Source organism: Lactiplantibacillus songbeiensis, assembly GCF_005405125.1.
In the GTDB taxonomy this organism is placed as follows: Bacteria; Bacillota; Bacilli; order Lactobacillales; family Lactobacillaceae; genus Lactiplantibacillus; species Lactiplantibacillus songbeiensis.
In genome coordinates this window covers 12957-38382 of record NZ_BJDL01000005.1, presented here as the reverse complement: position 1 = coordinate 38382, position 25426 = coordinate 12957, and the positions used below count along the sequence as shown (strand labels likewise).

Here is a 25426-nt window from a genome sequence, read left to right as displayed (position 1 = left end):
TTCATGGCCTTTTTGACTAGTCTGAATAAAGAACTGGTCTAGTAGAGCAGGTGTTGCACTTCAATTTTAAATCGAGGTATTTTATATTTTTACAATAATAAAAACATTATATTTTTGCGCTTGTTTTTCTCTTGATTCCGATTACTATAAAGGCGTTGATATCAACATTTATTACAATTTTCACGCATAAGAGAGGAGTTAATAAATATGAATAATGAAGACGATAAAAAATCATTAGATATGGACGATGGCCCCGGTTTAGTATCCGCTGAAGAGATTGTTCTTACTTCTGAGAACTTTGAAACAGAAGCTGCCTACAATAAATTCATGACGCAGCATCCAGAAGCACTTAAGTCTAGCGAACCAACTGAAGAGGCTATCCAACCCAAAGTCACCCCCAAAAATGTCAATGCCGACCTAGAGCTTACTTTTATTGGTCTTCCTAACAGTAACGTTGTCCAATCTATTTATATTGGCACAACCAACGCTTACGCTTTGCAGTTTGTCAAAGGTGACGCTAAACAACTTTTGTCTAAGTGCAGAATGGATAAAGAAAAAAAGACTGCGACTCGCGTTTCAACAATGACGCTATACAATTTCGGTCATGGTCAAACACTACAATACTTCTCCCATAAAGGAAAAGATTACTTTTGGGTCGTCTGTAAAGCAACAAATTTAGCGGTTAAAGGCTTAGAAAAAGGTGATTTCAACTGGGAAATTCAAATCGGGCGACTTCAATTCAGGGATAATACCACCATCAACAGCTATACTGACATTCCACGCTTAGCCGGTATTGATTCAGCTAATAAAACCGGTAAACCTTACGGAAAGGTTTACCGTGTTGAAGCTGCGCTCTCCAGTGACTCACACTTTCTGATGATTTGGATGAAAAACACCGCAGCAGGCATCCAATTTTCATACTACAACGTCAATACCCTAAATACGATTCTGGATAGCAAAGAAAATCAAGCTTCTAAATGGGTTGGTTGTGACGATCTTCGAGTACGTGAGGCATGTAAAGGCCAGGCCCAGTTTACCAATGGTCAATGGTCAGTGCCTAACGGTGTATCTTTCCAAGGATTTGAATTTTCCGATGGTCAAGCAATCTACATTTCCAGTGGTTCCCAGTCTCAAATACCTAAAATTGGCAAGTATTACTGGGGACACGGGACACCAAGTGTCATCGTTGCGTTGTCATACCCTCAATTTGCAAATAGAAAAAATGACAACGAAGTCGAAGGCATCCAACTAAAGGGTGATTTCATTTATGTCAGCCAGCATTTCCATAAAAGTAGTTCAAATGCTGTGGCCCAACTTGTTTTTAGAGTACCTAAGAGTGCATTCTAAAAACTGGTACGTTTCCTAGAGACTAAAAGAGATACGGTTCAAAAGATCAGTAATATTCTTTCTTAAGGGCATTACTGATCTTTTTATGTGTGCTACAGGTATCATCTAGATTAAGGGCTTTCAACTTACAGTCTCCACGGTTCCGGTTGATTTTCAATCCGTCCTAACACTGCATTCAAGATTATCATATTCACTAACAAAGTCTTACCTACAAAGTAATTAACGGCTTCTAGCTTCATGCATATTATATTGACATAAATATAAATTAATTCCTGCTTTCTTATGAATTATCTTATGTCTTTTTTATTAAAATCCCCGATCTGAAAGCAGATAGGGAAATAAACCTACAAATTCCATGATACACAGATATATCGGTATTATAAAAATATCTTCGATTATCGTTTGAATTATAAGTAGTCGATAAAGCTTATTAACTGCATCAATTTGCTGGCTCGACTTTTCAAATTCTTTATTGATTACCTTTTTCAACTTTTTCCAAATCCAATTTCGCTTCATCTGGGTAAACAATTTTAAAAACAGAGCAATAGTAAATATCAATTGTGTTAACATTGCAAAAATTTCAGATTGCTCATAAATTGACAGAGTTGTTGTAATCATTACCATAATTTCTAACATTCGAAAAAACTTACTTACTTTATTTAACATCTTATCTGTGTAACTAACCTTTTTAAAAATATGTTTGGAAACATATAATTTAACTTGTCTTTTAAAGTACCTGTCTATAATAACTACAAACACCCTGCAAATTGTCAGAAAAGTAAACAACGTTACCAGATAATTAAGGTCTTCATGATCAAAAAAATTAAACAGCAAGCTGCTCGGGTAAAATGTCATTGTTTTACTGACCACCATTCATTTTTATTTGATACCTATAAACTCAGTGTACCTAAATTAAGTCGGATTACATATATAAAAAAGGATGGTCTTAACAACCACCCCATTTGTTAACCTTTAATTAAACAAAATTATTAATTTTCCCAGCAAATATTTATTCAGCTATACCTTATTTGAGAGTCGAAGCCATTCCAGACACTAATAATAATGCTGCACTAGCACTTGTCCCTCCCGTTCCTGGAGCGGTAGAAAAGCCAATTGCTAAAACACCAACTATTGCAAGCCCCAACACAATCACATAAACTAAATCAGGATCTGGATTTGATACTATGTGACGTTGAATATTTTCGATGTCATTATAGATTTCTACTTCCTGTGGTGCTTCCATTGGTAGTCCTCCGACATTCCAATAAATCTCTATTTCAACTGAAATCTTAATAGTGGAATTATCACAAGATTCTTGTTTCGCACTAATAATCATCTTAATACCAATGCGTCCATCTTTTGCCACTGGTCCAACTTTAATAAATCCGTTATCTATTGCTGGCGCTAATTCATTGAATAGAGTTTCGGCATCATCGGAGTCTTTCTGTTTAAAAACATTTGGAAAATGTTGAAGGGGCGCGTTTAAACTAGTAGTAATCCTGCCATTCGTAATATCAACTTTTCCCAATTTCTTGTCATCACCAACGGTAATTTTATCTGACCACTTCAAATGATAATCTGCAATTGGCGTATAAATATCCTTTCTCATTTCAAGAGTAAAATTAGTCTGAGCAAAGATAGCCAGCGCTGGAACACTGTTAACTATATCTCCCATGATACTAGCGGGTGTAATGTCACAAGCCTCAAACTCCGATGTTCCCTCATCGCGACCTGAAGCAGCGACTTGGTCAATTCCCATATCGGCAGTAAGGTTATATTCGACAAATTGGTCAAATGCCCAATTTTTTGGCATTTTGAAACCTAAGTTACCCGAATAACCAGTAGACATATCAGAAACAAAGCAGGTTGAAACTACACCTGTTTCAGTTGCCTTGGTACAGACATTTCTAGTACCGTATATACCAATTTTATATTGCGTACAGCTAACAGCTACGCCAGTAATGTAAGGAATAACCGTACCTGGTATATTTCCATCTTCAATATCCATATCAACAGCAAAATAGATTGTTGCGGTTTTTGCGCTTTATATCCGTCACTTATCCCTTGCGCATTATTGAAATAATTTTCATTCAAAATAATATTAAAATAACTTTCTTGCAAGAAAATTGAATAAATGCAATTACATTCGTAACTACCTGATGTAGTATACGTATGTTTTTCAAGTGTTACAATGAATATTTAAAAATTAAATTTATGGTTACAATAATAAAAAACACATTATAGACAAGCTGTAAACTGTACGAATTAACCAGTTACATTATAAATTCCATAATCATTAACCAAACTACCACCTGTTTGTTCTTAAATTCTTACTATTCAAGCGTAAACATCATTTATATAAACAAGCCTGAGATCTTATCATCGCTTTACCAATGAATAACTTCAGTTTTATTTAAAACCTAAAGGTTGAAAACACAAAAATAGACCACACGCCTTGATACAAAAGACCTATGGGGTTAAATATTAGTGTTTTCTGATGTATTGAGCATTACCAAGTAGTCGTGTCAGGCTACTTGGTAATGTTTTTTTAATTTATTGAAAATAGTATCAAGAATCTCGGCCATCATTTCAAAACGTTCACCTAGACCAGTTATGGTCCTTAGTAACCAGTCTAAGGCTCTGACAACTTCAATATCCGGTAATGAACACCCATAACCATAAAATACATCACCTAGGGTTCGTTCATCTGCGTTCTTACGTTGTGATAACGCCAAAATAGCATGACCATCGCTAAGTGTCCACATAAACCGTCGTAACTTTGAATTTGAGTTTGATCAAATTGAAGATATTGCTTAGCCACTTTGAAACAACATTCAATTTGCCAGCAACGACCATACATTTGAATGATTTCATCTGGTTTTAAACTTAGTTTTGTGGTCGCCAAAACCAAGTACTGATCGGTTTGACCACGTTTGGTCACAAAAACCAATTTCATTGACATTTTCTTGCCAGCAACGTCAACGTTACTATCAGACTGTACAAGTATTGGGACTTAGTCGGCCATTTACTACGGCGAAGAATGTCGTATAGTATTTTCACGTCCATTTCGCGATCACGATAACGGAAGTATACTTTCGTTGTTTTCTTCAACATACCAATACCATCGCGATGTCGCTTTACTAGTTCCGAAAACATATGTGGTGAAGCAAACCAGTTATCAAAAAGAATATATTTAGCTTTAACACCGGACGCAATGGCATCATCCACTAGCTCAAGTGCAACATCGTTCATTTTACGCAGTTCTTGTGAACGGCGCCGCACAGATAGAGAACGGTGATAAACAGATTTAAATAGTCCTAACCGGTTCTTAACATTTCGAGAAGACATGGGTGAAAAATGTAATGGTTAGAGCGCGAAATCCCCTTAAACAGTATTGCTTGTCATGATAAAAAGCACGAGCTAATAGCTCAGTCTCTTTAGAAAATTCACTTTTAAAAAGCGAATCATCAATAATCAAGGCCTGTCGACGACGGGAATCGGTAAACTGTTGGATATACTCAATCAGTCGAATCCCAATAAGTTGAACTAAACGTTGCCAATTAGTGTGGGTATTATTCAAACAATTTCGAACTGTACGTTTTGAAAATCCATTGGTTTTTTCGGCTCTAAAAATAGAATAACGATTAAAAATAGTGGTCAATAGCCACTAGAAGAGTAACTCGGTACGAATACCGTGTGATTTTGAAATATAAGAACGACGTAGTGTAGCTGAAGGGTGGACCAATTTTGAAAAATGATGAATATCGGTAGTATTATATTGTATAGTAGACATGGACATGACACTCCTCTGTATGTTTGAGTTTAGGCACTTTAAGTATACAGATGTAAAGTGATTCATGTCTATTTTTATACAGTAAAGCCCCGGCAAGCCGGGGCTTTACTGTATATTATTAACTTTCAACCTTTAGTTAACTTAGTCTTTGTTTAGTATGCAACTTTTTTAACCGAGCTTTCATTATTTGTTCATATCATAGAGCTTAAACTTATAAGATTTAACACTAGACTTGCGATGATTTGCACTAGTTGCATATACCTTTATCGACTTTTGAAAAACAAATAACTTTAGTTTAAGAAAGCCGACACCACTTGGTAATTTTTTGTGATATAAAGTTCGTTTGCCTTGCTTTACATAAACGGTACTGTTTTTCTTAGCCCTAATAAAGGCAGTATATGGTGGTTGATCATAGCTTACCGATACTTTGGTACCTCTAGGGAAAGTATTCGTCGAGTGCTTAATAGCATATTGAATTTCTGTAGCTTCTTGCAAATATTTGATGTTGTAGTATTGTTCAAACTTTGGTGTAGGAGTTTTCGTTTTAATTTTTTTGGCAGATGCTTGAAGTCCATTGGAAACTAGCAATCCTGATACACTAAGCATCAGCAAAGGTAATACATGCTTAAAAAACATAATAGACCACCCTATTTCTGTAAACCTGCGTTTAAAACTTGTTTCTGAGTTCCAACGTTAGTATAACTATCATTGTTATTTTGTACAAACGTACCATACTGGTTATTAACTACTCCATAGCCATCTGCAGTCTTACCTAAGTTAAGTAACTGACAAAGTACTCGACCAAATGACATTACTTGTAGGTAGACTTAGTTACACTTGGATGGAATAGTTGTAGTATTACCGCTTTTCCAAAATACAACTAGGTAAACCCATGAAAAATTGATAAGCACACTTATAAAAGACGTCACTTGACTGAATGTTTTATCAGCTACTTAAAAGAATTTCGTTGAATAACTACTCGTTATGATTGCTTGGCATCAATTTTCACCACATTTATCATGATACTTCCTTTTCAAAGTCCCCGTACCATGATCACGCACTTGCTTTACCCACCTAGAATACTTTTAGTGCTAAGAATCTGACACTTAATGCTTAGATCCTTCAAACCATCCCCGACACTAAAGTATTCACAAACAATTCTAGCTTTGAATTAACTACTATATTTGCTTATACGAAATCTTTTACAATCATCAGGCAAATAAGTCTACTTGTAAGGCACCTTAAAAGTAACAGTAACGATTTTCTAATTAATTTAATGCTAAAATACGCTGCTTAATCTCATCACGAACCGACCGAAAAACGGCTAATTGCGCGGCTTCAGTTCCAGTCGCTTGGGCAGGATCCGGTAATGGCCAATGCAACTTCTGGACGCTAGGCGGGGTCACTGGACAACGGTCACGGGCATCGCCGCATAAAGTCACAACCAAATCACATTGGGCTAAATACGCCGGATCAATCAAAGTTGATTGTTGCTGGCTAATATCGATCCCCACTTCAGCCATCGCTTGAACTGCCCGTGGATTCAACCCATGTCGCTCAATCCCAGCAGAGGCCACGATCCAGTCCGCTGGTAATAATTGCTTAGCGAAGCCTTCTGCCATCTGACTACGGCAAGAATTCCCCGTACATAAAAAGTAAATTTGCTTGGTCATCACCCATCACCGTCCTTTAAATTAACTTTAGTGTCCCATATTTTGGGACTTCTCACAAGTAAGCTTAGGTTTGAGATTTTCAAGCTTTAGTTTATTAAAATTAACGGTATAATTTAATTTAGTAGTGATAATTTTGAATAACTACTAAATTAAAAACTAATCATTAATTCATATTTGATGCTAGTTAACTGTTCGCTAATTAACAATTATTGGATTTTTTATCGACTTTGCCGTTTTTTCTAAGCAGACGAATTCCTAATCTATAAATAACATCATAATTAATAGAAAGGTACTATGTCTATGCGCATTTCTTGGCATCGTAAAATCGTCTACGTGCTCGCAATCGCATTATCCGTCTTATACTTACTCTGGCGGGTACTCTTTACAATTCCGTGGCACGCCCATTTATTCACCCTGATTTTTGCGTTAATGCTGGTTGGGAGTGAAATTGTGTCGAATCTAACGGCCTTTGTGCTGATTATTTTCCGCATTTTAGAATCTAAAAAGAACCATAAACTAGAAATTCCAAAGTTTGATTTATCACAACCAGTGCCCGCTATCGATGTCTTAATCGTCACCCATAATGAAGACGTGGCGTTGTTACGCAAGACGGTTAATGCCACTACCTTTATGGATTATCCGGAAAAACACAAGGTCCACATTTACATTGCCGATGACGGTAATCGTCCTGAGGTCCAGCAACTCGCGACTGAATATCACGTCGGTTATATCACGATGGAAAATAACAAGAAAGCCAAAGCTGGTAATATCAACCACGCAATGACACAACTGGATTCACCGTTATTCGCCATTTTTGACACGGATATGATTCCATTCTCGAACTTTCTTATGAGTAGTGTCCCGTTTTTTACGACTAATTGGGCACAACGGGCGGCTGACGATAATGACACGAAACCACTCGGCTTTGTACAAACGCCACAAAGCTTTTATAACGCCGATATTTTTCAATTTAACTTATTCTCTGAAAACTACGTGGCCAACGAACAAGACTACTTTTCACGCGATGTGAACGTGCTCAACGGCTACAACGAAACGGCACTCTTTACTGGGTCCAACGCCGTCTTTTTACGCGCCGCCATTGATGAAGTCGGTGGCTTTCCAACTGATACGATTACGGAAGATTTCGAACTCGGCACCCAAATCAATATGGCCGGCTATACCAGTCTGGCAACGACTCAACCCGTTTCTAGCGGGATTACTCCGGTTGATGTTAAAGGGGTCATTAAGCAACGGACACGGTGGGCGCGCGGTGTCATTCAAAGCTGTCGCAACTTGCATATTTTTTGGAATCCGCGACTTTCCTTGATTAACCGGATTATTCTCATCAACACGTACTTGTATTGGTGGACGTTTACCCGACGCTTAATTTATATTGCGGCGCCACTGCTATACGCCCTATTTAAAGTTCAAGTTGTAAATGCAAATTTCTGGGTGCTCATGATTATCTGGGCACCTGGTTACTTCCTATTACACTATGTCCTAAGTGATGCTTCTAGTAAGATTCGGAACGAACGCTGGGGCGAGATTCAAGAAACCTTCTTCGCGCCTTACTTATTTATTCCCGTTTTTCTGGAAACGATTGGGATTAAAGCCAAAAAGTTTAAGGTCACTGAAAAAAACGTTAAGTTCTCGTTCAAAGACCGGTTGTACATCTTACCGTACTTATTCTTATGGTCCATGACGTTACTGGCTATCATTAAGTTCAATTACGGCAAGTGGGGGTCCGAAATTATTGTCGGCAGTGTAATTACTTTCTGGCTCGTGATGCATTTTATCAACTTGAGCTTCTGCCTGTTCGTCTCAATGAAACGGGATATCTATCGTAAGAGTGAGCGGTTTGCTCGCGAAGCCCCCGGCAAAGTCCTGATTCCCGGCACCAATCGTTGGGCCCGCTTCACCACCCGAGACGTTTCCGAAGGCGGCTTTTCCTTTGAATTCAAAGACCAATCGATTCGCATGCCGCAAGGACAACCTTTTAGCGGTATCTTATATCGTCACCATCACCCGATTCGCTTTACCAGTAAAGTTGTGCGCGTCGTGGAACGCGAACCGGTCTGGTATGCTGTCACGATTAATATTGAGCAGGCGCGTGACCAGAACAACTATTTAGAGCTGATTCATGATGGTGATAATCAACTCTTGCCAAAAGCACAAGATAACTGGATTACGCCACTGGACGAGTTGCATATGAACGTCCTAATGCACCTTAAAAATATCGAACGAACCTTAACCAGCTTTATGCGCCAAAATTCTTAACGCTTAGATTGTGAGTGAAGATCGTGTCAATCATTGGCTTTATTATCTTTTTAATCGCCCAACTGGGATACACCGGAATGTTGCGGAAACTCGGTGTCAATAAGTACCTCTCATGGATTACCGCCATGATTGTGCAGACGTTGTTATTGTACGCGTTTGCAATGCTCAATCTACTACCATTTGCGTTAAAGGCCGTCATCTTACTTGGGGTTGGTATTGAAGTCGTCCGGATTGCCCTGTTATTCTTCAAGCGCGGACAGCTGGCTTTTGAAGGGATTCATTACTTTGACATCTGGATGCTCGCTATCGGGATCATCCTCGGTAAAGTCCTCTACGCCAGTCCTTTACTACATTACGATAACTATTCGCATTGGGCATTGATTGTTAAGTTTCTCCTGTTCCAAGGGCATCTACCAACTGCGGCTGAGCCGTTAATTACCTTTACGTCCTACCCACCGGCAACAGCGCTATTTATCACACAATTTGTCAGCTGGGTCGGCTTTAGCGGCGGCGCCATGTTACTCGGCCAATTCTTATTAATCTGGGCTAGTTTCTATGCGATTTTCGCCGTTTTACGGGATCGTTCTCGCGCCTTGAACGCCTTCACACTCTGCTTTGTGATTTCAATTACCAATGTCTTTAACATTGCGATTCGGATGAATAACTTGTTAGTCGACTTCATCTTACCAATCGTCACTGCTGCCGGGATTGCTGGGGTCTACGCGTATCGCGAACACCCCAAGCTGCAGGTATTCACCGCCGCCATCTTTAGTGCCGAATTATTGCTCATTAAGAACTCCGGCGCGATGTACGTCGTCATGATTGGTTGCTATTTGTTTTATGTCCTTATGAAACAGCCAACCGGTCATTGGTTGAAGCGCTGCGGGAAAAGCTTAGGCTGGACGGCACTCAGTATGAGCGCTGGCTATTTGCCTTTCTTTTGGTGGAATCAACATGTTCACGCTACCTTTGCGGCCGTTTCAAAACATCAGATTAGTACCCAAGCCTATAAACATCAGCTAGCTGGGGAAAGTTCAACGGTCATCATGAAGATTGGGCATAAATTTCTCCAACAAATTCTTAGCTTAAATTCGCTATCAACGCGAGGCGTTTTGCTGATCAACCTAAGCCTCTTGATTGCTTGGATCGTCATTCGCCTATTCATGCATAAAAAGAATAATTTATTGGCCACCTTAATTGCCCTAGATATCAGCTTTATCGCCTACTACATCAGTGTCTTCGCGATGTATATCGTCTCGATGCCGTACGCGGAAGCCATCTTGTTAGACGGCTGTGAACGCTACTTATCAAGTATGGTGATTCTAAACCTGATGTTAGGCGCGATGGCACTAGTCGTCGCGATGGACCGGGCTTACTTCGAACAACGGATTTCCAAACGATCACTACGGTCGTTTCACTCGATCATCACGAAGAATATGTATCAGATTCTGGCGCTAGGCTTGATGATTTTTTCCGTCATTCTGATGTTCTCAGAAATCAACGGGATTCAATACAACAACACGCTTGGTAAAGAAGAATTACCCGTGCAGTTACCCAAGCTGGCCCCACAGACCACGACGCTAAATCATACGAAGATCTTACTCGTTGATCCACACGTTAATGACGTCAACGACTACTTTACTGGCTATGTGGGTCGCTACTACTTCCTCTCCGATAAAGTTGTTGGTCAAGAAAACTTTATGTTATCAAAAAAAGCGTTCCGCACGGCTTTAAATCAGTATCAATATGTGGTCATTCCCGAATGGCATCGGACCTTCACTAAGATGGCTTGGCAAGTGTATCATCAACGGCTCAAAACCGGGATTTTCAAAGTTACGCCAACAACATTGCATCGGGTTAAAAATAGTCCATGGCGTTCCAGCATTTTAGGAACCAACCGGCAGGCGGCAATTTCAACTAGCATCCAGCGTAGTGTCACTTATGTTCAAGCACTAGTTTTAACAACAAAGTTAGTCGCTGGAATATTTTCTTTGATACAACTATTGCTTCGAATGCCAAGACCAACTAGCAATTTTGAAGCTCATTGGTTGAATTCAAAATGGCTATAACTTCAAAAAAATTAACTTAGTTTTAATCGCAGTGGCTGGGACAACTTTTGAGACGTGGCTTCGGCTCAAAAGCGCCCTGCAGACCGCCTTTGGGCTGCAGGGCTGCCCCACCGCGAACTGACTGGTCAACGAAGACGGCTAATCAACCAGCATGTCTCAACTGTTCCGCCAATACTGGAGGAACAAAATAGTTAACTGACATCATCAGAATGAACTGTTAAGTTTAAGCAAATCAATGTTATAATTAAATTGATATATCGTTAACATTATTTAGGTATATTAAACAAAAGGGGTAACGACAATGGCCGCCATCGGAGTACTAATTCCGGCACTTAATCCGGATAATAAATTAATAAAACTTATGAATGAACTTATTACGATCACCGCACCCATCACCGCCATTATTGTGGTCGATGATGGCAGCGATGCACAGCATCAACCCATCTTTACGCAATTGGGGACACTAACTGATTCACGTTTACATATTCTGCACCACCCGCAGAATCGTGGTAAAGGCGCGGCTTTAAAGACTGGCTTTGACTACTGTCAGCGCCAACTGCCGCAACTGACCGGGATTGCCACGATGGATTCCGATGGCCAACACACCGTCGCCGCGCTGCAACATTGTCTACAACAGTTCGCACAGACCCCGCACGACTTGGTCATCGGCGTCCGGCAATTTACAGAAACCATTCCGTTTCGCAGTCGCTTTGGTAACTTGTTGACGAGTAGTTTGGTGCACCTGTTGACGCATCAATCGATCTCCGATACACAGACCGGCTTGCGGGTCATTCCAATGACCTACGCCCAGCAATTAGTCAACTTTCCGGGTGACCGGTTTGAATTTGAATTCGATATGTTACTGGAAGCGCGCAAATATGATGTCAAAGTGACTGAAGCCCCAATTCCCACGATTTACTTAGATGGGAATAAATCATCGCACTTTCGCGTCATCCGTGACTCAATCGCGATTTACTCGCGCTTCTTTAAGTTTGCTGCCAGTGGGCTGGCCTCATTCTTAATTGATATCAGCTTGTTCTACTTGGTCATCTCTTTGATCGGTAATCACGTACTCAACAGTATCCTGATTGCCACGGTCATTTCGCGGGTCTTGTCGTCCATCGCTAACTACTTGATCAATCATCATCTGGTCTTCGATCATGCTGGTCATCAGACCTTGATCAAGTATGGCCTGCTCTTTTTAGTGCAGATGTTTGCCTCGGGTTATTTGACCAACCTGTTGACCTGGGCACTGCCTACGACTAGCGGACAATGGATGCCGACTTTAGCCAAGATGATCGTTGACTTTATCTTATTTATTATCAGTTATCAAATTCAACGCGATTTTATTTTCAAAGAAGGAACGCCATCACATGTCCATCATTAAAAAAATTACCTACGTTTTAGCGATCGTCCTCTCAGTCATTTACTTAATTTGGCGAGTCGTTTTTACGATACCCTGGCACGCAGGTCTTTTTGTCTTGATTTTTGCCTTACTTCTGGTCGGTAGTGAAATCATGTCGAACTTAACCGCCTTCATCTTAATCTTCTTTCGGATGCTGGCATTTAAGAACAAGCTCAACTTAAAGATTCCGGACTACGATCACACGCAACCATTACCGGACGTTGATATTATTATCGTGACCCATAACGAAGACGTTGAATTGCTCCGCAAGACAGTCAATGCGGCCACTTTCATCGACTATCCCGACCCGCATAAGGTGCATATCGTGATTTCAGATGACAGCAATCGGCCCGAGGTTAAAGCCTTAGCAGCTGAATACCATGCCCAATATTTTGGAATGGATGATAATCACGATGCCAAGGCCGGCAATATCAACCATACGTTACAGTTCTTACACTCGCCATTATTTGCGATTTTCGATACTGATATGATTCCCTTTTCCGGCTTTCTAAAAGACACCGTACCGTTATTTATTGAAAACTTTAAACAATTAGCCGACGACGACCAAGATGTGAAACCACTGGGCTTCGTTCAGACGCCTCAGAGTTTCTATAACGCCGATATCTTTCAATTTAACTTATTCTCTGAAAAAATCGTACCGAACGAACAAGACTTCTTCTCCCGTGATGTGAACGTCTTAAATGGGAGTAATGATACGGCACTGTTCACCGGTTCCAACGCGTTATTCTTACGCGAAGTCGTCGATAAAGTCGGTGGGTTTCCAACCGACACCTTGACGGAAGACTTCGAACTGGGAACTGAGATCAACATGGCAGGCTACATCAGTCTGGCAACGGCACAACCACAGTCTAGTGGGATTACCCCGATCGACTTAAAAGGCGTCATCAAGCAACGGACACGTTGGGCCCGCGGCGTTATTCAAAGTTGCCGCAACTTGCATATCTTTATTAACCCGAAACTCGGCTGGAAAAACCGCCTGATTCTGATCAACACGTACTTATATTGGTGGTCCTTTGCTCGACGAATCATTTACATTATTGCGCCAATTCTTTACGCACTCTTTAAGATTCAAGTTGTCATGGCAAACTTTTGGATTCTGATGATTGTCTGGGCGCCAGGGTACTTCTTACTGCATTACGTCTTAAAAGATACATCCGATTCGATTCGGAACGAACGTTGGGGTGAAATTCAAGAAACCTTCTTTGCGCCCTACTTATTCATTCCAGTTATTTTAGAAACACTGGGTGTTAAGGCGAAGAAGTTCAAAGTGACCGAAAAAAACGTGACTTTCTCAATTATTGATAAGCTGTACATCTTGCCGTACTTTTCACTCTGGCTAGTCACCTTAATTGCGATCGTCAAGTTCAACTATGGTAAGTTTGGCTCCGAAATTCTGATTGGGAGTGTCATCACGTTCTGGTTATTGATGCACTTTATCAACTTAAGCTTCTGTCTGTTCATTGCGATGGGCCGACCAGTGTACCGTAAAACGGAACGTTTCTCCCGTCAAATTGATGGCGATATCTGGCTAGGTAACAGTTGGCAAGATATGCGCACCAATGACGCGTCTGAAGGAGGACTCTCATTTCGCCTCAGCGGTGACACCCGCGACTTGGAACATTCACAACTCTTACAAGGTCAGACGGTCAAACTACGACTACCGTCACATGGGCAGTACGTGAACTTAACGGGTAAGATTATGCGGGTCAGCCACTACAATGCCGACTTCGCCTATAGTGTGCAATTGACGGTTCCCAATGGCGATGACCGCAATCATTATTTACAACTCATTTACAATGGGTTCAATGACACTTTACCACTGACGCAAGACACGTGGATCTCACCATTCGATGAGCTTTACACCAACGTGATGATTCGCTTACAGAAGTTAGAACGGCGGGTCAGTCGACTAACTCGGTTTTGATGTTTAGTTTGATGGGCAATTCACAGGCTTAATGACTAGTTAGATGGGGGCACTTTATGGCTTGGTTAGGTTTAATTATTTTTATTGTTGCGTTGATTGGCTACGATGGGACCCTGCGCTACTTAGGGATTAGTCCTTATCTAGCGTGGATTACCGCGATTTTAGTCCAGATTCTATTACTGTATGCTTTTGCAATGCTGCAGCTACTACGGTGGGGCATCTGGATTGTAACTGGACTGGGTATCATCTTATTTGGGATTCGGTTTGTGCTGGGCTTCATGGGAAAAGGCCGGCTCAAATTTGAAGGGTTGCATACTTTTGACTTATGGATGATTGCGCTCGGTCTCGCGATGGCGGATGTCTTATATCATAGTCCGCTCATTCATTACGACAACTTCTCGCACTGGGCGGTTATCGTTAAATTTTTAACATTTGAAGGCCGCTTGCCCGGCGCTCGTGATGCGATTATTTCATTTACATCATATCCGCCCGCTACCGCCCTCTTTATCACCGACTTTGTTTCCTTAACGAAATTCAGTGATGGCACGATGCTGGTGGGCCAATTCATTCTGATCTGGGCGGCGTCCTATGCGATTTTCGGGGCGTTGCGCGATCGGACACGCGCCCTCATGTCGTTAACGTTATGCTTCACCCTGGCAGTGACGTATGTCTTTAACATCGCCATTCGGTTGAATAACTTGTTAGTTGATTACGTGTTGCCTATTTTGACGATTGCCGCGCTGGTCGGGATTTACGTTTATCGAAAACATCCCGGCCTGCTGGCGGCGCATACGGCGATCTTTGTCGCCGGGTTACTATTAGTTAAAAATTCAGCGACGTTTTTCGTGGTCATTATCGCGATTTACTTGCTCTACACCTTAATTAAATACACCCAAGGGTCGCGTTTACAGCGAACTTGGCGGATTGCTTATCGTTGGCTAGGGACCATTGGCTTAGGCGCCCTGCCATTCATGTGGTGGGAACGTCATGTTCATCAAACATTCACTGTTTCTAAACATGAAATCAGTGCCAAAGCTTATAGCCAGCAACTTAATACCGAAGGCACCACGAAGATTCTTAAAGTTGGGCACAAGATGGTCAATCAACTGCTGAACTTGAATTCACTCTCCGTGCAAGGGATTATTTTGATCAACATCACCTTGCTGATTGCTTGGGGCTTAATTCGCATAGGCAGCCATAAACAGACTAACTTGTTGAAAATGCTCGTCATCATTGACGTCATCTTTATCACCTACTTTGGCAGCCTATTCGGGATGTACGCCCTATCGATGCCTTATGCTGAAGCCATCGTTTTGGATGGCTATGAGCGCTACATGTCCAGTACCGTTATTTTGAACTTACTGATTGGCGCAATTATGCTCGTCCGTGCTATGGATATTGGTTTATACGAGCAGCGCTTTGAAAAACGCGACTTGCGGACGTTTCGCTCCATCTTTACCAAGAACTTTTATCAAATGTCGACCTTTATTCTGTTGATTTTTTCAATCATTATGATGCTCTCAGAAATTAACGGGACGAACTTCGCCAATCGTTATAACCGCAACACGATTCCGCAACAATTCAAACGGATTGCGCAACCGTGGACGCATTACAACCGAACCAAGATTTTAATCGTCGATCCGCACGCTGGCGATGTTGACAGCTACTATGCTGGGTTCGTGGCACATTACTACTTCTTTACCAACCACGCGACCGCGCAAGAAAACTTTATGGAAACACCACAACAATTCCGGCAAGGCCTGCAACATTACCGTTACGTGGCGATTCCGGAATATCACCATACCTTTACCGTCATGATGCAACACGCCTATCACCAAAAAGGCGTCCGGACTGGGTTCTTTAAGGTTACGAAGACTGGGCTACAACGGCTCTCACCGAGTGCGGCCAAGCTCACTCCGGTTAAAAAACAACCGACTAAGAAGAAACGGCAACCTAAGCTTTACTTAGCCTTACCGTAGAAAATGGTCATAATGTTCATCTGGATAAACTAAATAGCTGCTCAGAAATTGCACAATGATTTCTGAACAGCTATTTAGTTGGTTTAAATTGTCACTCTGGTTGGCCCAGAACCGGCTGGATCGTGGTGGCCGCGTTTGGAAGCCAAAGGTCGGTCTTCCAAGCCGGGCTTTATCTAAGTCGGAAAATCACCGACCAAGATAAACGACACCACTGAGCCAATTCTGGACCGCCCGTCGTTAACTAACGGGAGTTAAAAAGTTAACGATTGAGTATTTTCAATTCAGTCAATTTAGCTGATAGATTGGTTCCTAAAATGCTCAGCCGTGTCGTTGGCCTTAGTGCGAGTGGTCTGCTCGGACTTAAGGCCAAGGTCAGTTTTGAAGACCGCTCTTTGGCTTCAAAATGGTCCACAGCATTCCAGCATTTTAGAAACCAACCGGCGGGCGGAACAAAGTAACAATATTAACCCTACAAACTAAAACGCCAACCCAATTGAGTTGACGTCAAGCACTACGGTGTCATCATGGCATCGCGTGCGGAGATAAATTGCAAGAACGTAACGCCAACAATTAATATGGCCCCGATAATACCGTAACCGTTAAAGCTGACGTTTAAAAATAGCACACTTAAAATTGTAGCGGCCAGCGGTTCAATCGCCCCTAGCACGCTAGCCGTCGTTGGTAGCACGGATTCAAGGCTTTGGAGGAAGAATAAGTAGGCTAACATTGTCCCAAAGATGACGACGAAGCCAACTTCCAACCAAGCAGGCCCGCTTAATTGCGGCCAATGTTGCCACGCTCGGGTCGCGACACAGACCATTAAACCACCGATTAGCATCGACCAACCGACAATTGGGATCGCCCCATACCGCTTTAACAATTGTTGCGGCATCAACGTGTAGACCGCCGCTCCGACTGCGGCTAACAACCCCCACACGACCGCCGCAACCGGCAAAGCTAATGAATTTAAATGACCTTCCGTCACGATTAAAATAGTGCCTAGGATTGCCGAAATGACTGAAATAACATCAATTTTACTGGGCCAACTGAAACTCAAAATCGACAAATAGATAATTATAATAACCGGTGACAAGAACTGTAAGATTGCCGCCGTGGCCGCATTCCCCGTACTAATCGCCATAAAATAAGTCAGCTGTACCGATGCCATACCGAGTAAGCTAAACGCAACTAACTTGACCGTAGCTCGCGGATGATGAAACACTTCAAATACCGGCGCACGCGTCACTAATCCATAGCCAATCAGCAAGGTCCCGGAAACTAACATCCGTAGCGAAACCAACCACATGGTTTCAATCGATGTCGTTTCAAATAAATGTTGGGCCACTGTCCCGGAACTCCCCCAGAGAAACGGTCCCACACTGGCGAGAATTAGCCCGACCGTCTTCTTTTGCATATGACTCCCTCCCGTTTTCTAAGCTTGATTCCAGTCTAACAAGCTTAGCTAGTTTTTCCAATGACTGTTTGCAAGTGACCGACTAATTCGGCTGCCACTTGAATACCCGTTTGAAAAGCAGCCTCAGTCAGATTCTCGTTGGGCGCGTGATTGTGCTGGTCAAAGTTGGCATACGGAATTGTCACCACTGGCACCTTTAAGATATCTGTCCAGACATAGTTCGGCACGGTGCCCGGCATCATCGGCTCAATCACCACCGCCCCCGTTGCCCGCTTAATCATCGCCGCCAGCGCTTGAATCTTAGCTGCGGGTAAGGTTGTCACACTAACGGGAATCCGTCCACGAATAACGAGTTTGACTTGACCACTCGCAAGTTCTGGGGCTAGTGCCTGGCGTAAGTCCGCTTCAATCGCCGGAATTGACTGTTGCCCAACTAAGCGGCAGTCAATTTTCGCCGTTGCGGCATGCGGAATAATTGTTTTAAACCCCGATCCAGTTGCACCAGCTTGATAACTATTGAGATTAAACGTTGGCCGAAACATCAGTCGCCGATAATAATCGCGTTTCGTTGGTACTTGTGATAAGCCGAACTGAGTCGCAATTGCTTCGGCATCAAACGGCAACGCGTCAATCAAGTCCCACGGGATCTCCGCATCGGTTGGGACCCCGTCGTAAAAGTGTGGCAATTGAACTTGACCATGTTGCACTAACCGGTCTAATAATTGGTTCAAAAACACTGCCGCGTTCGGCATGATGTTTCCGGCATTGCCGGAATGATTATCCACCGTCCCCGTCAATGCCGTCAGCTCAAAGCCAAACAACCCGCGATTACCTAACCGTAAAACGTGTTGGCCCGATTGACTCATCGACCCATCAATCACGACTGCTAAGTCCACTGCCGCTAACAACGTTGACTTGAGTTGCGCCACCGTCGCTGCTAAATGCACACTACCTTGTTCTTCTTCACCTTCCACCATAAAAATCACGTTAAGTGGGAGTTGCTCGTGGGTCTGGAGATACGTATACACGCCTAAAATCTGAGCCATTAATTGCCCCTTATTATCTCCAATACCGCGACCGTAAAATCGGCCGTCTCTTTTAGTCATTTTGAATGGCTCACTAGCCCATGCCGCTAGATCACCAGGCGCCATCGTGTCATAATGCCCATAAAACAAAACGGTCTGATCACTCGTCCCATTAATTCGCGCCACAATCGCCGGTGCGCCGCCAGTCTTAACGACCGTGACTTGCGCCTGTAATAATTGTTTAAAGCAATCGACTAGGTAGGTCACCCCCGACTGCAACTGCTTAACGTCGCCACTCACCGTTTTCAAGCTGACTAACTGAGCCAGTCGGGCCTCAAATTCAGCTAAATGAGTACTGATAAATTGTTTGTTATTCATGCCACTCCTCCTTACGCTTGGTGCTAGTTAAAACTGCTACCTGCCGGTTGGTTGGTTCCTAAAATGCTGAACTGAAAATAATCAATCCTTGTTAGTTAACGCCGGGCGGGCCAGAATTGGCTCAGTGGTGTCGTTTATCTTGGTCGGTGCTTTTCCGACTTAGATAAAGCCCGGCTTGGAAGACCGTTCTTTGGCTTCCAAACGAGGCCACCACGTTCCAGCCGATTCTGGCCCAACCAGAGTGACAATTTAAACCAACCAGCACAAGACCATACCTCCATGACTCGTTATATGAGTAGTATAGCGCTAAAAACGATTGACAGGCGGACGGCACTGGACTAGTCTGGTAGCAATCAAGGGGGTTACGGGGATGCGACATCGTAAATTAATCTATGGATTGGTCGGCTTATTCGCCATTATTTTTATTGGTGGTGCGCTGATCATCCCAACACCGGCAATTCAAAAACAAGTCATTAAAATCGGCCAGACATTGACTGGTCATACTACCAAATCAGCGAGCCGGTCAGTCGCTGATTCTAAACTCGGGCAAAAATATCAACTATCTGATCAGCAACTCACCACCCTCAAGCACTTAAAAGTCACGGGGATTGGAGATTCCATTATGGTCCGCACGACACCGGACTTAAAAGAAGTCTTCGGTAGCTTCAATGCTAATGCCAAAGTCGGTCGGCAAGTCGCCGCGGCTCCAGCCATTATTACCCAACTGAAAAGCAATGACGCGATTGCTAAAAATGTACTGGTTAACTTAGGTACCAATGGCCCAACTGACGCCGATACCATTGACGGCATTATCAAGCAAATCGGCAGTCAACACCAGATCTTTTGGGTGAATACTCGGGTACCCGGTAAAGCTTGGCAAGCTAGCAATAACAAGCTAATTGCCGCGGCCGCCAAACAATATGCCAACGTTCATTTAGTCGACTGGCTCTATGTCAGTCAAGACAATCGGAACTGGTTCGTCGATGACAACTTACATCCGAATAGTCTGGGCGAACGTGAATATGTTGCAACGGTGGGTCCGGTGTTAGCGAAATATGGCAAATAAATGCTGAGCTAATTGGATTCAACTTGCCACTCTGGTTGGTCCAAAAGCGGCTGGAACATGGTGGCCGCGTTTATGAGCCACAGGACGATCTCATAAGCCGGGCTTTGACTAACCCGGAAGATCACCGGCTAAGTCAAACGACACCACTGAGCCAATTCTGGCCCGCCCGGCATTTTGAAAGCTAGCTAATCACTACTATTCTCAACCAATACCAACAATAACAACTGCATTACTTCTCAAAAAAATGAGCTTTAATTGACCTGATTTCCAGGATCAATTAAAGCTCATTATGTTTAATGACGACTCAGTTAGGCTTATTCCGCGCCCATTTCTGTAATCACACGGTTGCCCCAAGCTTCTAAATTCGCCAAATCTTGTTGCAATTTTAAGCCTGTTGCCGTTAACGCATAGTCGTATGTCTCCGTCGATGTCACCAAGTCCAACTGTTCTAGCTTGGCCAACACCGTCAGTAACTTTAACGTTGAAATACCGCGGACTTTTTCGCGTAACACCATAAATCCGGCCGCTTCCGCCGTTAAATTACTCAGCGTGAGCGCATTCCATTTATCCGTTAATAGTTCCAGTCCAACTTTCGTACCAATATTCAAATCTCGCATCACCAAGATTGCCGACCCCTCTACTTTAGTTTGGTAAGTTTAGTTTAGCTGGCTATCGGTTAAATTGCGAGTTTGAAGTTTCAAGGCTATTTGAAGTAAGCCCGCGTATAATCATTTTCACCAACTGAATGATAGACCACGCCAGCTAGCTTCGAATTAACCAAGTGACTTTCCGTCATATTATACAGTGGCACAACTGCATTCGTGGTATTGACCCGTTTGGCTGCCGTCCGCATATTCTGCCAATAAGCCGCAGTATTTGTCGCGTTCTTACCATGCGCCGCTGTCACTGCTGCATTGAATTGCGCATCGTCATAGTGGCCATAATTTTGCGGGTTCGTCTTCGTGATGACATCGAAGAAGGATACCGGATCAGCGTAGTCCGCCAACCACATCGTATACGCCATATCGAAGTTCCCACTTTCAACGGCACTACCACTTGCTTTGGCCGGTACGGAGGAGACGTTAACTTTAGCGCCGGATAAGTGCTGTTCTACCGCAGCTTGTACGAATTCGTCAATCGTCTTCGCGGTAGTCGTATCATCACTATACAACTTCAACGTCACTGATGACTTGCCTAATTCTTTCAAGCCTTGTTGCCATAACTGCTGTGCTTTTTTCACATTATAAGTATCCGTATTGGCTGTCTCAGTCCCGAAGTCTTTACCAGTTGTTGGATCTTTAACTAACGTTGGTGTGACATAATTATGAGCTGGCGTGGAGCCGTCACTCAAAACTTTTTTCGTTAAGTTTTCTTTGTTCAGAACCAAGTTCAACGCACGCCGTAACTTAGCATTATGTAAGGCATGATTTTTATCCATGTTGAGCCGCAAATAATAAGTTCCCGCTTTGCTGACATGCTTTAAGTGCTTGTCATGTTGCAGTCCTTGCGCGGTAACACCCGTGATCGTCGCATCGTCTAACTTATTCGATGAAAATAAGTTATGTGCTGTATTCGAATCCTTAACGACCCGCACCGTCATCTTATCTAACTTGACGGTCTTTTTATCATAATATGTATTGTTCTTAACTAATGACCAAGTATCATTCGTCCCATTCCAACCCGTCAACTTGAATGGGCCATTATAAGCCATCTTGGTACTGTTAGACCCGTACTTGCTGCCATACTTCGTAACCAATTGATGATCTTGCGGGAAGAAGGCTGGCATGACTAACATCTTATTTAAATATGGCATCGCATGCGATAACGTAACCCTAAACGTATATTTATCAACGGCCTTAGCCCCTAACTCACTCGTTGGCTGTTTTCCCGCTGAAATCTGCGCGGCGTTTTTGACCCCTTCATAAATGTAACTGTACCCGGAAGTCGATGTTGCACTCACGGAACGCCGCCAAGCAGTCACAAAGTCTTGCGCCGTTACCGGATCACCATTACTCCATTTGGCATTGCGTCGCAACTGGAACGTATAAGTCTTGCCGTTGTTCGTCGGTTTAACGACCTTTCTCGCCATCCCCGCAACGACTTGATCTTTAGCATTCATCCGGTACAAGCCTTCCATCGACTGCTGCAACATGTTCCACTGCGTAAAGTCCGCTTGATTCGACGTATCCAAGGACTGTAAGCTCGACGTTTGCATCAAACTAAGTGTTTTTTGACTGGTTTTACTATTGGCATTCGCTTTTCCACAAGCTGCTAAGCCACCTGATAATAAGACTAAACTACTGACTACCGCCACTTTTTTAAAATTCATATCCCCATGACCTCCTAATATGCCGTAAACTGATTTGTCTCAACATCGTGTAAATACTGACCGAGCGTTTTGAAAAACGCGCGCGGATTATCAACACTGTGACCATGCCCACTATCCGGCGTTAAGACTAAGCGCGCGTGTGGCAACGTTTGTTGCATACGCCGCGCAGCTTGTAACGGCATCGTATCGTATTCCCCAAATGTGAGTAGCGTCGGCACCGTAACTCGGTGTAAATCAGCCCGCCGATCCCAGCCATTCAGCGTTCCCACCATGACAAACTCATTGTTTCCTTGAAAATGGTTATAAACGGCCGTAGCCATCGTTGGTACAAGATGGCGTGGGTGCGCTTGGGGCTGCCGACAAACAAAGTGGCGATTTAAAACGTCAACTAGCTTTTGATATTCAGGATCATCGAAAGCTGCTGCTTGCTCCACGCCTTGCATATAACTGACCTGATCCGCTGTCAAAGTCTGTGCACGTAATGCATTAACATTAACGGTATATTCGGCGATATTGTCAATCATACTCATAACGACTAAGCCTTTGAGATGCTTGCCATATTTTAAGGCGTATTCTTGTGCCAACAAGCCACCCCAAGAGTGCCCAAGCAAGTAAAATTGGTCTAATCCCAACTGCTGGCGAACTTCTTCTAACTCAGATAAATAATAATCTAAGGTCAAATATTGCTGATTCTCGGGCTTAGTAAAATCCGGCTGATCTGAGTAAAACGACCCTAATTGATCATACATACTGACCTGAACCTTATCTTCACCAAGTTCAGCCGCAAAATTTTCAAATTCTTCATGCGTACCACCGGGTCCACCGTGGACACATAATAACTTGACTGGCCCATGCCCGACCGTCCGCGTAAATAAATGATAACCGTTCTTTAATGTTAATAACCGAGTGCCTGTTGTCATAAAATTCCTCCTAAATTTTAGAAAACAAAAACGCCCTACAGAAATCAATTGCTTGATTTCCATAGGGCGTCGCCACGGTACCACCTATGCTTTGCCATTCTAAAAATGGCCTTAATTCGCGTACAGTAACTTAATACGATACGCTAGCAAGATAATGGATGCCGCCATTAGATACTCCCAAAAGTTCGTACCTACCGTGATTAGGGGATGTTCGCCACTCGTGATTTCATCGTCTCGCACCACCCGACGACTCGCTGAAGAAATTCACTAAGAGCTACTGTCCTAATCATTGCGTTTAATTGTTTTCTCATTTGTTTTTAACGATTGTTAATTTAACATAGATTGTTTTTGGTTGTCAACTTTAATTTTTGATTTTAATTTATAGGTCTGCCCCATTGTGGCTTTTCCCATTGCTGTTTTTTTAAATTAAACATCCAAAGTACTTGTCTATCTTCGACGGAACTATATTGCGTCCAAGTAGGAGAACCATCAATATAAGCTCCCTTCCATGAATCATGAATTGGATATTTCGTATGAATTTCTGGCGGATTCACACTGGAAAATCCACGACTATCTTCCAGTATGTCTCCGTTAGCTAGGGCCCCTATAGCCCAATCTCCTAGAACCTGCGTGCCATCAGTCTTTATTGCGTACATCCGCTTTGTATGTGCATACGGACTATCATCTTCTATCTTTGTAAAGATATTTTTAACATACACTAACCTAGTTGGCTGACTACGGAAGTATCTTTCAATGTAGATACCTAAGTCGTACGAATTTCCCTGATCCAACCATTCCAATAATTCTCCATGTTGAACAATTATTCTTTTCCTTTTTCCATCGTCCTTCAACCAGGCTCGACTATTGATATTAGGTTTCTCACTAGGCATGATTGGTTTTGGTACCTGAACAGGAATAGTCGGCTTAACTGGTTTCGTTGTTCCACCAGCAACACCTTGACCATGAGTCGAACCACCACTCGGCTTAGTCACTGCAGGTGCGGGCTTCTTAGCCGCTTCTTTAACTTCACCCGGCTTCAAGAATCCATGCCAGACCCAGCCTTTAACCTGATTATCAGAACTAGTCACATAATAATACTTAGACGCCTTACCATGTTTATAAACCGTCCACAGTTGTGTCCGCTTATACGTCACCTTGTCGCTCAACTTAATCCCATGCTTAAACCGAATGTTAAATGGGTTAAAGTGCTTTGCTCGATAACCGCCGCCAAATTGATACAGCTTACCAGGCTTAGCCATCACATAATTGCCAACCTGTTTCGACGCTTCATGCCGCATCTGATTATGCTTACCGGCTTTCAAATAGCCATTCCAAACCCAACCTTTTGCTTTACCGTCAGAATTATGAACATAATAATATAAGCGATGCTTACCATGCATTTTAATATAGGTTTTGCTGGTCGCAACCCAGGTTGAATCCCGATAGTGGGTTAAGGCATGATTCTTTTTGAACTTAAAATTAGTTAGTGATCCATTGGCCTGATAAGTAGCGCCATGTTTACTAGTCGAATAAAAAGCTTTCGGCTTGACCGCCAAATTTTTCGTCCGCTGGTAACCCGTCTTAGCTTGCACATCAGTCACCGACAGACTACCAACTGCCCCTAAAACGGCCGCCGTTAATAATAGTACTTTACCTAACTTCATTGAAATAAATCCCCCTGTTAGTTAAATTTAGTAGCTATTTCCCGTTAGTTGCTCCTTTCTAGTTATCCTAATTTTTTGTCTATTATCAGCTACTAGAATTAAGTACGTTTTTAGCAATCGATTTCCGTTTTAAAAAAAATAA

The 25426-nt window shown here is 42.7% G+C and carries 16 protein-coding genes, 1 pseudogene and 1 other annotated feature; of the genes and pseudogenes, 7 read left to right on the top strand and 10 right to left on the bottom strand.

Features of this window, described 5'->3' with window-relative positions; all coding sequences use genetic code 11:
* The first annotated feature begins 207 nt into the window (after positions 1-207).
* On the top strand, positions 208-1347 hold the full coding sequence (locus FFM77_RS01350; protein ID WP_137633955.1) for a helveticin J family class III bacteriocin: 1140 nt from the start codon (positions 208-210) through the stop codon (positions 1345-1347).
* A 1024-nt stretch (positions 1348-2371) separates the two neighbouring features.
* Here the strand turns inward: FFM77_RS01350 and FFM77_RS01340 are convergent.
* The 4 genes and pseudogenes from FFM77_RS01340 to arsC form a co-directional block, all read right to left on the bottom strand.
* Complete coding sequence (locus FFM77_RS01340) at positions 2372-3355, bottom strand: glycoside hydrolase domain-containing protein (RefSeq protein WP_137633953.1); 984 nt, start codon at positions 3353-3355, stop codon at positions 2372-2374.
* 476 nt (positions 3356-3831) lie between these two features.
* Positions 3832-5140: pseudogene (locus FFM77_RS14120) on the bottom strand (IS4 family transposase).
* A 183-nt stretch (positions 5141-5323) separates the two neighbouring features.
* The gene (locus FFM77_RS01325; protein WP_137633950.1) at positions 5324-5776 is read right to left on the bottom strand and encodes a hypothetical protein; all 453 of its coding nucleotides are present in this window, start codon (positions 5774-5776) and stop codon (positions 5324-5326) included.
* A gap of 632 nt (positions 5777-6408) precedes the next feature.
* Positions 6409-6813, bottom strand: coding sequence for an arsenate reductase (thioredoxin) (gene arsC, locus FFM77_RS01320; protein WP_137633949.1), 405 nt, complete (start codon positions 6811-6813; stop codon positions 6409-6411).
* Positions 6814-7113: 300 nt separating this feature from the next.
* On the opposite strand from arsC, the gene FFM77_RS01315 reads away from it, so the two are divergent.
* From FFM77_RS01315 to FFM77_RS01295, 5 genes are all read left to right on the top strand, one after another.
* Positions 7114-9090, top strand: coding sequence for a glycosyltransferase family 2 protein (locus FFM77_RS01315; protein WP_223876745.1), 1977 nt, complete (start codon positions 7114-7116; stop codon positions 9088-9090).
* Positions 9091-9113: 23 nt separating this feature from the next.
* Positions 9114-11159, top strand: a complete 2046-nt coding sequence (locus FFM77_RS01310) for an ABC transporter permease (protein WP_223876744.1) — start codon at positions 9114-9116, stop codon at positions 11157-11159.
* A 301-nt stretch (positions 11160-11460) separates the two neighbouring features.
* Positions 11461-12546, top strand: a complete 1086-nt coding sequence (locus FFM77_RS01305) for a bifunctional glycosyltransferase family 2/GtrA family protein (protein ID WP_137633948.1) — start codon at positions 11461-11463, stop codon at positions 12544-12546.
* Positions 12533-14509 carry a glycosyltransferase family 2 protein gene (locus FFM77_RS01300; RefSeq protein ID WP_137633947.1) on the top strand — a complete coding sequence of 659 codons (1977 nt, stop codon included), beginning with the start codon at positions 12533-12535 and terminating at the stop codon, positions 14507-14509. The genes FFM77_RS01305 and FFM77_RS01300 overlap by 14 nt, the downstream gene beginning before the upstream one ends.
* A gap of 56 nt (positions 14510-14565) precedes the next feature.
* The gene (locus tag FFM77_RS01295) at positions 14566-16488 is read left to right on the top strand and encodes an ABC transporter permease (protein ID WP_137633946.1); all 1923 of its coding nucleotides are present in this window, start codon (positions 14566-14568) and stop codon (positions 16486-16488) included.
* A 511-nt stretch (positions 16489-16999) separates the two neighbouring features.
* Here the strand turns inward: FFM77_RS01295 and FFM77_RS01290 are convergent.
* Both FFM77_RS01290 and FFM77_RS01285 read right to left on the bottom strand, forming a co-directional pair.
* Positions 17000-17902: a DMT family transporter gene (locus tag FFM77_RS01290; protein WP_137633945.1), complete on the bottom strand. Its 903-nt coding sequence runs from the start codon at positions 17900-17902 to the stop codon at positions 17000-17002.
* Positions 17903-17946: 44 nt separating this feature from the next.
* Complete coding sequence (locus FFM77_RS01285; RefSeq protein ID WP_137633944.1) at positions 17947-19305, bottom strand: M20/M25/M40 family metallo-hydrolase; 1359 nt, start codon at positions 19303-19305, stop codon at positions 17947-17949.
* Positions 19306-19675: 370 nt separating this feature from the next.
* On the opposite strand from FFM77_RS01285, the gene FFM77_RS01280 reads away from it, so the two are divergent.
* Entirely contained in the window at positions 19676-20371 is a 696-nt protein-coding gene (locus FFM77_RS01280) for an SGNH/GDSL hydrolase family protein (RefSeq protein ID WP_137633943.1), read from the top strand.
* Between the two features lie 314 nt (positions 20372-20685).
* Here FFM77_RS01280 and FFM77_RS01275 read toward each other — a convergent pair whose 3' ends face one another.
* From FFM77_RS01275 to FFM77_RS01260, 4 genes are all read right to left on the bottom strand, one after another.
* Complete coding sequence (locus FFM77_RS01275) at positions 20686-20988, bottom strand: winged helix-turn-helix transcriptional regulator (protein ID WP_223876746.1); 303 nt, start codon at positions 20986-20988, stop codon at positions 20686-20688.
* A gap of 86 nt (positions 20989-21074) precedes the next feature.
* On the bottom strand, positions 21075-22700 hold the full coding sequence (locus FFM77_RS01270; RefSeq protein WP_137633941.1) for a peptide ABC transporter substrate-binding protein: 1626 nt from the start codon (positions 22698-22700) through the stop codon (positions 21075-21077).
* A gap of 14 nt (positions 22701-22714) precedes the next feature.
* Entirely contained in the window at positions 22715-23620 is a 906-nt protein-coding gene (locus tag FFM77_RS01265; RefSeq protein ID WP_137633940.1) for a proline iminopeptidase-family hydrolase, read from the bottom strand.
* Between the two features lie 59 nt (positions 23621-23679).
* Positions 23680-23919: a binding site (T-box leader), on the bottom strand.
* A 75-nt stretch (positions 23920-23994) separates the two neighbouring features.
* On the bottom strand, positions 23995-25284 hold the full coding sequence (locus tag FFM77_RS01260) for a hypothetical protein (protein WP_137633939.1): 1290 nt from the start codon (positions 25282-25284) through the stop codon (positions 23995-23997).
* Positions 25285-25426: the final 142 nt, after the last annotated feature.

What these genes read in the sequence shown, in the direction of transcription:
- FFM77_RS01350 (WP_137633955.1), top strand. Translation starts at nt 208, where the DNA reads ATGAATAATGAAGACGATAAAAAATCATTAGATATGGACGATGGCCCC.
- FFM77_RS01340 (WP_137633953.1), bottom strand. Translation starts at nt 3,355, where the DNA reads ATGGATATTGAAGATGGAAATATACCAGGTACGGTTATTCCTTACATT.
- FFM77_RS01325 (WP_137633950.1), bottom strand. Translation starts at nt 5,776, where the DNA reads ATGTTTTTTAAGCATGTATTACCTTTGCTGATGCTTAGTGTATCAGGA.
- arsC (WP_137633949.1), bottom strand. Translation starts at nt 6,813, where the DNA reads ATGACCAAGCAAATTTACTTTTTATGTACGGGGAATTCTTGCCGTAGT.
- FFM77_RS01315 (WP_223876745.1), top strand. Translation starts at nt 7,114, where the DNA reads ATGCGCATTTCTTGGCATCGTAAAATCGTCTACGTGCTCGCAATCGCA.
- FFM77_RS01305 (WP_137633948.1), top strand. Translation starts at nt 11,461, where the DNA reads ATGGCCGCCATCGGAGTACTAATTCCGGCACTTAATCCGGATAATAAA.
- FFM77_RS01300 (WP_137633947.1), top strand. Translation starts at nt 12,533, where the DNA reads ATGTCCATCATTAAAAAAATTACCTACGTTTTAGCGATCGTCCTCTCA.
- FFM77_RS01295 (WP_137633946.1), top strand. Translation starts at nt 14,566, where the DNA reads ATGGCTTGGTTAGGTTTAATTATTTTTATTGTTGCGTTGATTGGCTAC.
- FFM77_RS01290 (WP_137633945.1), bottom strand. Translation starts at nt 17,902, where the DNA reads ATGCAAAAGAAGACGGTCGGGCTAATTCTCGCCAGTGTGGGACCGTTT.
- FFM77_RS01285 (WP_137633944.1), bottom strand. Translation starts at nt 19,305, where the DNA reads ATGAATAACAAACAATTTATCAGTACTCATTTAGCTGAATTTGAGGCC.
- FFM77_RS01280 (WP_137633943.1), top strand. Translation starts at nt 19,676, where the DNA reads ATGCGACATCGTAAATTAATCTATGGATTGGTCGGCTTATTCGCCATT.
- FFM77_RS01275 (WP_223876746.1), bottom strand. Translation starts at nt 20,988, where the DNA reads ATGCGAGATTTGAATATTGGTACGAAAGTTGGACTGGAACTATTAACG.
- FFM77_RS01270 (WP_137633941.1), bottom strand. Translation starts at nt 22,700, where the DNA reads ATGAATTTTAAAAAAGTGGCGGTAGTCAGTAGTTTAGTCTTATTATCA.
- FFM77_RS01265 (WP_137633940.1), bottom strand. Translation starts at nt 23,620, where the DNA reads ATGACAACAGGCACTCGGTTATTAACATTAAAGAACGGTTATCATTTA.
- FFM77_RS01260 (WP_137633939.1), bottom strand. Translation starts at nt 25,284, where the DNA reads ATGAAGTTAGGTAAAGTACTATTATTAACGGCGGCCGTTTTAGGGGCA.